The 9759-nt window shown below is 40.8% G+C and carries 10 protein-coding genes; 5 read left to right on the forward strand and 5 right to left on the reverse strand.

The window, feature by feature from the left end; translation table 11 throughout:
• Positions 1–141 precede the first annotated feature (141 nt).
• From ACLL8Z_RS05240 to ACLL8Z_RS05250, 3 genes are all read left to right on the forward strand, one after another.
• A complete protein-coding gene (locus ACLL8Z_RS05240) occupies positions 142–780 on the forward strand; it encodes a DUF6266 family protein (protein ID WP_411273713.1) in 639 nt (212 codons plus the stop codon).
• A gap of 191 nt (positions 781–971) precedes the next feature.
• Positions 972–2273: a 4Fe-4S dicluster domain-containing protein gene (locus ACLL8Z_RS05245; protein WP_411273714.1), complete on the forward strand. Its 1302-nt coding sequence runs from the start codon at positions 972–974 to the stop codon at positions 2271–2273.
• A gap of 109 nt (positions 2274–2382) precedes the next feature.
• Positions 2383–3201 (forward strand): (Fe-S)-binding protein, encoded by an 819-nt coding sequence (locus tag ACLL8Z_RS05250; RefSeq protein ID WP_411273721.1) that lies wholly within the window; start codon positions 2383–2385, stop codon positions 3199–3201.
• 125 nt (positions 3202–3326) lie between these two features.
• Here ACLL8Z_RS05250 and ACLL8Z_RS05255 read toward each other — a convergent pair whose 3' ends face one another.
• The gene (locus tag ACLL8Z_RS05255; RefSeq protein WP_411273715.1) at positions 3327–3986 is read right to left on the reverse strand and encodes a hypothetical protein; all 660 of its coding nucleotides are present in this window, start codon (positions 3984–3986) and stop codon (positions 3327–3329) included.
• A 336-nt stretch (positions 3987–4322) separates the two neighbouring features.
• Between ACLL8Z_RS05255 and ACLL8Z_RS05260 the strand changes: the two genes are divergently transcribed.
• Positions 4323–4805 (forward strand): ABC transporter ATPase, encoded by a 483-nt coding sequence (locus tag ACLL8Z_RS05260; protein ID WP_411273716.1) that lies wholly within the window; start codon positions 4323–4325, stop codon positions 4803–4805.
• 189 nt (positions 4806–4994) lie between these two features.
• Here the strand turns inward: ACLL8Z_RS05260 and mtgA are convergent, their stop codons facing one another.
• The 4 genes from mtgA to rpsF form a co-directional block, all read right to left on the reverse strand.
• Entirely contained in the window at positions 4995–5714 is a 720-nt protein-coding gene (gene mtgA / locus ACLL8Z_RS05265; protein ID WP_411273717.1) for a monofunctional biosynthetic peptidoglycan transglycosylase, read from the reverse strand.
• A 277-nt stretch (positions 5715–5991) separates the two neighbouring features.
• Positions 5992–6435: a 50S ribosomal protein L9 gene (gene rplI, locus ACLL8Z_RS05270; RefSeq protein WP_411273718.1), complete on the reverse strand. Its 444-nt coding sequence runs from the start codon at positions 6433–6435 to the stop codon at positions 5992–5994.
• A 16-nt stretch (positions 6436–6451) separates the two neighbouring features.
• Complete coding sequence (rpsR, locus tag ACLL8Z_RS05275; protein WP_305363252.1) at positions 6452–6715, reverse strand: 30S ribosomal protein S18; 264 nt, start codon at positions 6713–6715, stop codon at positions 6452–6454.
• Entirely contained in the window at positions 6715–7083 is a 369-nt protein-coding gene (gene rpsF / locus ACLL8Z_RS05280) for a 30S ribosomal protein S6 (RefSeq protein ID WP_411273719.1), read from the reverse strand. Before rpsF ends, rpsR begins: the two co-directional genes overlap by 1 nt.
• A 541-nt stretch (positions 7084–7624) precedes the next feature.
• Between rpsF and ACLL8Z_RS05285 the strand changes: the two genes are divergently transcribed.
• Positions 7625–9454 carry a DNA polymerase III subunit gamma/tau gene (locus ACLL8Z_RS05285; protein ID WP_411273720.1) on the forward strand — a complete coding sequence of 610 codons (1830 nt, stop codon included), beginning with the start codon at positions 7625–7627 and terminating at the stop codon, positions 9452–9454.
• Positions 9455–9759 lie beyond the last annotated feature (305 nt).

Here is a 9759-nt window from a genome sequence, read left to right on the forward strand (position 1 = left end):
TTAAACGCACATTGTTCGCAATTCCACGTTTTATTTCAGACTGATTATAGTTTAAAATACTAATTAATAGTGTATTAACTTTGGAAATGTCTAGGATATTGGGTAGCTTGTATAGTAATATTAACCCTTAAACATCAAAGTATGGGACGTTTGAATAATGGGCCAAACGGTGGTTTCAGCGGTAAAGCAGGATCATTCATCGGATACAACTGGAAAGGCGGCAGCTATATTCGAGGATTACCGCGGATAAAAAAAAACAGGCAGCCGACACCTGGTCAGTTAGCTGCAAGAGCTAAATTTGCCTACTTAAATATGTGGCTAAAGAAAATGCCCGATATTATGGCGATCACTTTTCGTAGTTATTCACCAAAAATGACAGGCATGATGGCATCATATTCATGTAATGCAGGGAACGTACTTGGTGATTACCCTGACTTCCAAATCAATTTCCCAGCATTTATGATAAGTCACGGCGAATTGTCGGGCGCTGACAACCCAACGGTGTCATGTGACGATGATTGTACCCTCACATACAATTGGGAATGGCTTTCCGGCCACCAGAAAGCTTCATCGAAAGATGCCTGTTTGCTCTTAGCAATTATTCCAGAGACGGGAAGTATTTATGCTAGTTTTGAAAGCACCAGATATGCAAACACTGCAAGACTTAAAATTGCAAAAGAACAGGTCGGAAAGGTAGCTGAAGTATATCTGTCTTTTGTGTCTTTTGACAGGTTAAAATGCTCGAAGAGCCAGTATCTGGGGCAGGTGGTACTTACGTGACTGGGGTCGAAGGTCTGAAGTCTGATGGATTTCCGAATTTGGAGAACACCCTCAAATCTTGATACCGGATACTTCAAACTCCTTTCACAGTCACCGTCTTTAAACTGATTCTAAATTCCAATTATTATGCATGCATAGTAATTACATCTGAAGGATATTTTCTACTTTAGCGTTTACCAAGCTATACCAATATGCTTTTACAAATTCTGTTTCTACTTATTGCCCTTGCTGCTATCGGGTTTTTCATAATCAACGCACGTAAAATTTCAAGAAATATTAACCTGGGCCGCCCCCTTGATCGCTCTGACCGGCCGACTGAGCGAACGATGTTGATGCTTAAGGTGGCATTTGGTCAGACCAAAATGGCAAAAAGACCTGTTGCTTTTATCCTTCACCTTTTTGTATATGTGGGTTTTGTGATCATAAATCTTGAAGTTCTGGAGATAATTATCGACGGGATTTTCGGCACGCACCGCATCTTTGCATCCCCTCTCGGCGGATTGTACAATGTCTTAATTGCATCCTTTGAGGTACTTGCTGCTTTAGTGCTGTTTGGTGTTATCACATTCTTTGCCCGAAGGAATTTTCTTAATATAAAACGTTTCAGCGGAGTGGAGATGACCAAATGGCCGACTTCGGATGCCAATATAATTCTGATTGCCGAGGTGCTCTTAATGAGCGCGTTTTTGATTATGAATGCCGCTGATTACAAACTCCAATTACTAGGAGCAGCTCATTACCCAGTTGCCGGATTATTTCCTGTGAGCGGCGTCCTGGTCCCCATCCTCCCCGATTCCCAGTCTGCATTGATTGCTATCGAGCGCATATGCTGGTGGTTCCATATCATCGGAATTTTCGCTTTTTTGAATTACCTGCCTTATTCTAAACATCTCCATATTATCCTGGCTTTCCCCAACACATATTATTCTAAACTCGAACCCAGAGGCGTGATCAGCAATATGTCTGAAGTTACTAACGAAGTTAAAGCCATGCTTGATCCATCTTTCGTACCAGCACAGGCTCCAGAAGGCGGCAGATTTGGTGCAAAAGACATTAACGATCTCTCATGGAAAAACCTCCTGGAAGCATACACTTGTACAGAGTGCGGTAGATGTACTTCTGTATGTCCCGCTAACATTACGGGAAAGCTTTTATCCCCACGCAAAATAATGATGGATACACGCGACCGTACATCGGAGGTGGGTATTAATATTGACAAGCATGGCAAAGACCACAACGATGGCAAATCACTGCTCGACACTTATATCAGCAGAGAGGAGATCTGGGCGTGTACAAGCTGTAATGCCTGTACAGAAGCCTGCCCCATAAATATAGACCCGCTCGCTATTATTATGGAACTAAGAAGGTATACTGTTATGGAGGAGTCGCAAGCTCCGGGAGCCCTGAATAACATGTTTGGGAATGTGGAGAACAATGGGGCACCGTGGAAATACTCACCAGCGGATAGGTTTAATTGGGCAGAGAACAATTAGTCAATTAGACAAATTGTCGATTTGTCAATGTAAAGCGGTCTACAATAAATTACAGGCAGAAATGGTAGAATCAATTTCAGAAAACGAACATCAATCATCAGGAGTATATATGGACAAATTGGCTAATGAACAAGTTGACAAATTGATCGTTCCTACAATGGCCGAAATGGCAGCCAAAGGTGAATCTCCTGAAATACTCTTCTGGGTTGGATGTGCAGGAAGCTTTGATGAGCGTGCGCAAAAGATAACGCGGGATATTTGTAAGATACTTGCGCACGTAGGTATTAAATATGCCGTGCTCGGAACTGAAGAAAGCTGTACGGGCGACCCGGCAAAACGGGCAGGAAACGAGTTTCTTTTCCAGATGCAGGCAATGACCAATATACAAATCCTTGATGGCTACAAAATCAGTAAGATAGTGACCGGCTGCCCCCACTGTTTCAATACAATTAAAAATGAGTATCCCGGACTTGGTGGAAACTACGAGGTAATTCACCATTCGCAGCTTATTCAGCAATTGATCGACGATGGAAAACTCAAAGCTGAAGGTGGAGAATCGTTCAAAGGAAAAAAAATCACATTTCACGATCCCTGCTATCTCGGTCGCGGCAATAATATTTACGAAGCGCCACGAGCTGCTCTCGAGATCCTGGATGCAGAACTTGTTGAAATGAAGCGCTGCAAATCAAATGGTCTTTGCTGCGGCGCCGGCGGAGCTCAGATGTTTAAAGAACCCGAAAAGGGAAATAAAGATATCAATATAGAACGGATTGATGAAGCTCTCTTACTCCGACCAAATATTATTGCTTCATCATGCCCTTTCTGCATGACAATGCTAAGCGATGGAGTAAAAAATTATAACAAAGAGGAGGAAATTAAAGTGTTGGATATTGCGGAGATCACAGTTAAGGCAAACGGGATACTTTAGCTGACAGTTGGAATCATATATTTGTCTAATATTCGTAACTTGAACGGTTACACCTCAGACCTCAGATAGCAACCCCCAATCTCCTGACAGAAAATCGGGGGGTCTGTTTACGTAAAGGTTAAAGTTTATTTTAATCTGTTTTGGATCTCGTTTACCACTCCCTCGTATTTTCTTAGTACACGATCCCATTCCTGGAACCTCTCATCTGCCTTCGGACTAGTGCCAGGCTCGCCCGATTGCTCACTAATGAGCTTTATTTTGTAATAAAGAGGATCTGTTCCGCCTAATTTAACAACAATACGCGTACGTATGGTATTTCCCTTAAACGTCTGTACGGCCCAGGCCGTACGAAGGTATCCGGTCTCTTTATCCGTAATTTCAATAATATCAAACTGAGAAGTAATGATCTGGTTCATTAACCTCCATGCATCAACCTCAGGTTTAGTAGTTCTTACATCAATATCATTATTAGCAAAATCAATTTTCAGGGAGGCATCATAAGAATCATCCCTTTTAAGTTCTACATAGAGTGATTTCGGAATAGTAGCAGCACTCTTTTTATCGCAAAACGAAAGGTTTTCAGTTAAAAATCCGATCTTTACAATTCGAACGGCTACACAGGAGCCTTTGTCAATTTTGATCTCAGCTGAAGAGCCCGAAGGTTTTCCATCCACAAAGATGACTGCATCCTGTTCAGAAACACTAATCTTAAGTCTTTCATCCGCAAAAATAGGCCCCGCAAAGCTTATCAAAAGAAATGCGACAAGAGGTAATATTTTCTTCATAATGTCTAAGTTTTAAACAAATGTAAATATTAAGATACCACCAATAAATACCTAATAATAGGTATTTGTTTTCATTATTTATCATATTTTTCAATAAAAGTTTATCATTGCATTTAGATATTCTTTTCATTAAAAACAGCGTGTACAGTAAGTATGATATCTCCCCCAAACGCAGGGAATGAAGCATAATAATAATGTATTTCATCGAACCCAAAATTCCGTTGGTCTTATAGCTCCGCATTATGACATAATCTTTCATAGATTTGAAAATCTTTTAATTTATAATCATCACTGGGCTTAATTACCTGATCTGAAATATTAATTCTAAATTTACACATGCAAATTTCTGAAAATTCCCGTGTTTGGATCTATCAGTCCAATCGTGTTCTTAAAGCCGAGGAGGAGCAACAAATTCAGCAAAAGCTGGACGATTTTACTTCGCAATGGCTTGCCCACGGGCATCAGTTAACGGCTTACGGCGAAATAAGGCATGGGCAGTTTCTGATTTTATCTGTAGATGAACAAGTTGCCGGAGCCACTGGTTGTTCTATCGATAAATCCGTCTATTTAATGAAGGAGATTGAAAATGAGTTTGGTATTGGACTTTTCGACCGCTTTAGAATAGCGTATCGGGATGGAGACCAAGTTGTTACTTGCAGCAAACCAGAATTTGAGGACCTTCTTCGCAAAGGCGAGCTAAACTCCAATACTATCGTTTTTAACAATTTGATATCATCCCGGAAAGAACTGGAAAGTTCCTGGGAGGTCGCGATGAAGGATAGCTGGCACAGTCAGGTATTCTGCGGCAAGGTGAATTAGCACCTTCGGTGCGTGCAAAGTTCGGATATTTACCGCAGAGGTCGCGGAGTTTTACGCGGAGTTCGCAGAGAATCATTCGAGCTAACTATTGATAAAAACTATTTTTCTCTGCGTCCTCCGCGCGGAGTTTTGCGCACTCTGCGTTAAAATTTAGACAAGTAACTGGGGAGTGAAAACGTTGATTAAGGATTAAAAAGGCAATTTCCCCAACCTCCTCATATTTCTAAGTATCAGACTTTGCTTGCGGTATATATAGGATGTAGGCCTGGCCGGCGTCCATCGTCGTGGATTTGGAAAAACAGCAACTAATAGTGCCGCCTGGGCCTTAGTCATGCTGGCCGCAGATTTATTGTAATATTTTTTGGACGCTGCTTCAGCGCCATATAGACCGTCCCCGGTTTCAATCACATTAAGGTAGACTTCCAGAATTCGCTCCTTGCTCCAAAGAAGTTCAATTAAAGCGGTAAAATATGCTTCAAATGCTTTCCGTACATATGTTCTTCCCGGCCATAAAAAAACATTCTTGGCAGTCTGCTGGCTGATGGTGCTTCCCCCTATCACACGCCTACTTGATTGATTTTTCTCGAAAGCATTTTCCATCGCTTTGAAATCGAAGCCCCAGTGTTGCAGAAAATTTACATCTTCCCCTGCAATGGCCGCTTTTTTGAGATTATCAGACAAATCTTCAACGGCGATCCATTTCCTTTCTATCTTCCATTCTTTACCATCAAGTTTACGCTCAACACCCCGATGCAGCATCAGGTATGTAATGGGGGGATTAATAAACCGTAAAGCTATAACCCAAACGAGGGTTGTGATTAGGAACCAGAGGATTACTTTTCCGAGAAGACGGGTGAGGTTTCTAAATTTGGTCCTGGTAGATTTTTTGGGGGAGATTCGTTTTGCCATACTCTAGGTTACCAGTTGCCCGTTGCCAGGCAAAGCGGATAGTAAGACGGGTTAAGTTTTATGCTCATTGACATTCGGTTACCAGATACCAGGCTAAGCGTCTAGTCCACCCAGCCTGGTAACTGGTAACTGGCAACTGGTAACTGACAACTGATATTGCTCTAAATTAAAAAATGCCTTCCGGAAAAACCAGAAAGCATTCTTTCTATTATTTACTTCAAGTCGTTCTTCAAATGTCGTAAGCCAGGTAACTGGTAACTAACAACTGGTAACTGACCTACTCCGCTACAACCTCAAACGGCACCTTAACCTTTACTTCTTTGTGAAGGTTTAAGTTTGCAATGTATTCACCAACAAACTTAGGTTCTGTTTCGAAAGTGATACGTCTGCGGTCAACCTCAAATCCTTCTTTCTTTAAAGCGTCTGCAATTTGAATAGTATTAACAGATCCAAAGATCTTACCACTCTCACCTGCTTTAGCTCCGATCGACAACTTTACACCTTCAAGTTTGCCAGCAATTGCATCTGCATCCTTCTTGATTTTATCTTGTTTAAAAGCAGCTTGCTTTAAGTTCTCAGCTAAAACTTTCTTTGCTGATTCTGTAGCCAGAGTTGCATAACCCTTTGGAATAAGGAAGTTACGACCAAATCCTGGCTTTACATTTACAACATCATCTTTCTCTCCGAGATTCTTGATGTCTTGTTTTAAAATTAGTTCCATGTCGCTTATCGTTCTCCTATTTTAATGAATCAGTAACGTAAGGTAATAAACCAATGTGACGTGCACGCTTCACAGCTTGTGCAACTTTACGCTGGAACTTCAATGAAGTACCGGTTAAACGGCGTGGTAAAACTTTACCCTGATCATTGATAAACTTCAACAGGAAGTTAGCGTCCTTGTAATCGATATACTTGATTCCGTTCTTTCTGAAACGACAGTATTTTTTACGGCTCTCATCAACTTTTGGAGCGGTAACGTACTGGATTGTGTCTTTTGCCATTATTTCGCTACCTCCTCAGTTTTAGTTTCTTTTGGTTTGTTGAAAGCTCCGCTACGTTTTTTCTCACTGAATGCAAGCGCATGCTTATCAAGCGCAACGGTTAAAAAACGCATGATACGTTCGTCACGTTTGTATTCAACTTCAAGTTTGTTAATAAACTCACCCGGAGCTTTGAATGTAGTTAGGTGATAGTATCCTGTAGTCTTCTTTTGAATCGGATACGCTAGTTTTTTCAAACCCCAATTGTCTTCATGGACAATTTCGGCTCCGTTATCAGTCATAAGCTTTCCGAATTTGGTTAATACCTCTTTCGCAGCTTCTTCAGATAACAACGGGGTCAGAATGATCACTGTTTCGTACTGTTGCATTGTTGCTTTATGTTTTTTAAAAATTAAAAATCCGGTGAAACGCTAAACAGGCCTCAAAGCGGGATGCAAAAATAGGGATAATTTTCTATTTTTCAAATGGTTTGTCAGAAAATTGGAGCGGAATTTTTAGGAATCGCAGATACCTTTGGAAAGGTATATATACGGGCAGGCCAAAATTACATTGTATTTCTCTTTACAATGAATACAATAAAGCCTATTGTGAATTTCAGATACTTATTAAATGTTTTCATCTCTTTTCGCTTTAAGCAAATATCAAGTTAACAACTCATTCGCGCCATCCCCAAAAGTGGGTATTTTTTATCTTACGCGTGACTGAAGAATTTTCATTTTTTTTCCTCTAAATGAAGATTTATTAATTCCATTGCAATGAATGGCCGGAATTCTATCTTAAAAATACCCTTTCTATTTTGATGCTGATCAAAGAGAAAAAAGACCTTTGAGTCAACCGCTGCACCGCCGTAGAATAAAAAACTCGAGCTAAGTTTGGTTTAACCCGTTCCTCTTTCTAATTTAGGAGCCGATGGATAACTTCATAGTTTCAGCAAGAAAATACCGGCCGCTTACCTTTCAAACCGTTGTAGGCCAGCGGCATATAACAGGAACGCTAAAAAATGCCATCACAAATAATCAGCTCGCACAAGCCTTTCTTTTCTGTGGTCCGCGAGGCGTTGGTAAAACCACATGCGCGAGGATCCTTGCTAAAACAATAAACTGCCGGAGCCTTAGCCCGGAAGCCGAGGCATGCGGTGTATGCGACTCCTGCGTTTCTTTTCAAAACGGCAACTCGTTCAATATCCATGAACTTGATGCCGCTTCTAATAATTCCGTCGATGACATCCGAAGTCTTATTGAGCAGGTAAGGATCCCGCCTCAGGCAGGAAAATATAAGATATACATTATAGATGAGGTCCATATGCTTTCACAGGCTGCATTCAATGCGTTTTTGAAAACTCTGGAAGAACCTCCTTCCTATGCAATTTTTATTCTTGCAACGACAGAAAAACATAAGATACTTCCTACAATCCTTTCACGATGCCAAATCTTTGATTTTAACAGAATCAAAGTGGACGATATGGCGCTTCACCTTCAGGAAATTGCCATTAAAGAGGGTGTAAGCTATGATCAGGACGGACTCCATCTCATAGCTCAGAAAGCAGACGGAGGCTTACGGGATGCTTTGTCCATGTTCGACCAGATAGTGAGCTTTTCGAATAAAAATGTTAATTACCGGGCAGTAATTGATAATCTAAACATCCTTGACTACGATTATTATTTCAAGCTCGCAGATGCTATATTAGATAGCGATGTTCCCGTATCCTTACTGATTTTCGATGAAATACTTAGCCATGGTTTTGATGGAAACCATTTCATAACAGGACTGGCATCGCACTTCAGAAACTTACTGGTATCTAAAGACGCGTCGACGTTGACTCTTCTGGAAGTTAGCGAAGGGATAAGGCAAAAATATAATATACAATCACAAGCTTCATCCGCTTCATTTTTGATTTCAGCTTTAAACATTACCAATCAATGTGATCTGAATTACAAAATGAGCAAAAACCAGCGCCTCCAGGTTGAACTGACGCTTATAAAACTTTGCCACCTGCCCTCCGTACTGAATCTTTCCACAGCGCCTCCAGCATTCTCCGAGCCCGGGGAATTAAAAAAAAAACCTGAGCCGATAACAAAAGTCTCCTTTCCAACAAAAGATTCCACGATTCAAAACAAACAGGCTGAGGAAAGTGAATCCGAAACTCTAGTTTCAGAAGTAAATTCAGTTTTGTCCAAAGAGGAAGACTTATATAATTTGCCAGAGGTACGTGAAGTAGCGCCTGCAAATGATGAAAAGAAAGTGAAGATCAGCATTCCCAGGGCTTCACTTAGCGGTAACACTTCGCTCATTCCAAACCTTAATGATCTGGAAGCTAACTATTCAAAAAAAGAAGAAGAAAAGCCTGAATACCTGGATGGGGAAAGCCGGATGGAATTCGATTGGAATACCCTATTGACATTTTGGAACGAGTATGCTGAAAAGCTAAAACATGAGGGAAAGCTCAATATTTTTACAATCATGACATCGAACCCCCCTACTCTTTTAGAGAATTTCGTGATTGAACTAATCATCGAAAACAGAGTCCAGGAAGAGTTGTTAATCAATGAAAAAGTAGACCTTCTAAATTTCCTAAGAACAAAGCTCAAAAACTTCGGCATCGAACTCAATACCAAACACATTGAAGTTACAGGGAAAAAACGCCTTTATACTTCTACAGAAAAGTACAATCATATGGTTGAAAAGAACCCGAAACTGGAGGAGTTCAGGAGGAGGTTTAATTTGGATATAGATTATTGAAGTCGGAGGTCTGAGGTCTGAGGTCTGATGGATTTCCGACAATTGGAATTTGAAGCGTATTTCAGACTTCAATAGCTAAATCTAAAAAAGGGTCTGTAAAATAAACTGTGTCATTGGTAGCAAGCCTCGAGCCCGCAAGAGGCTAACGGGGCGGTGCAAATCAATTCAAATCTAACTTCATTTTTTTAGGAAACCAAATGGCTAATTTCTGAGCGGTCTGTCCCCAGTTTAACAAAGGCATGGTCCATTTTTGCTTAATGTTATTATGAGCCAGGTACATGAGTTTTAATAAGGCCATATCAGAG

Origin of the sequence: Daejeonella sp. (genome assembly GCF_046590655.1) — a bacterium.
GTDB lineage: Bacteria > Bacteroidota > Bacteroidia > Sphingobacteriales > Sphingobacteriaceae > Daejeonella.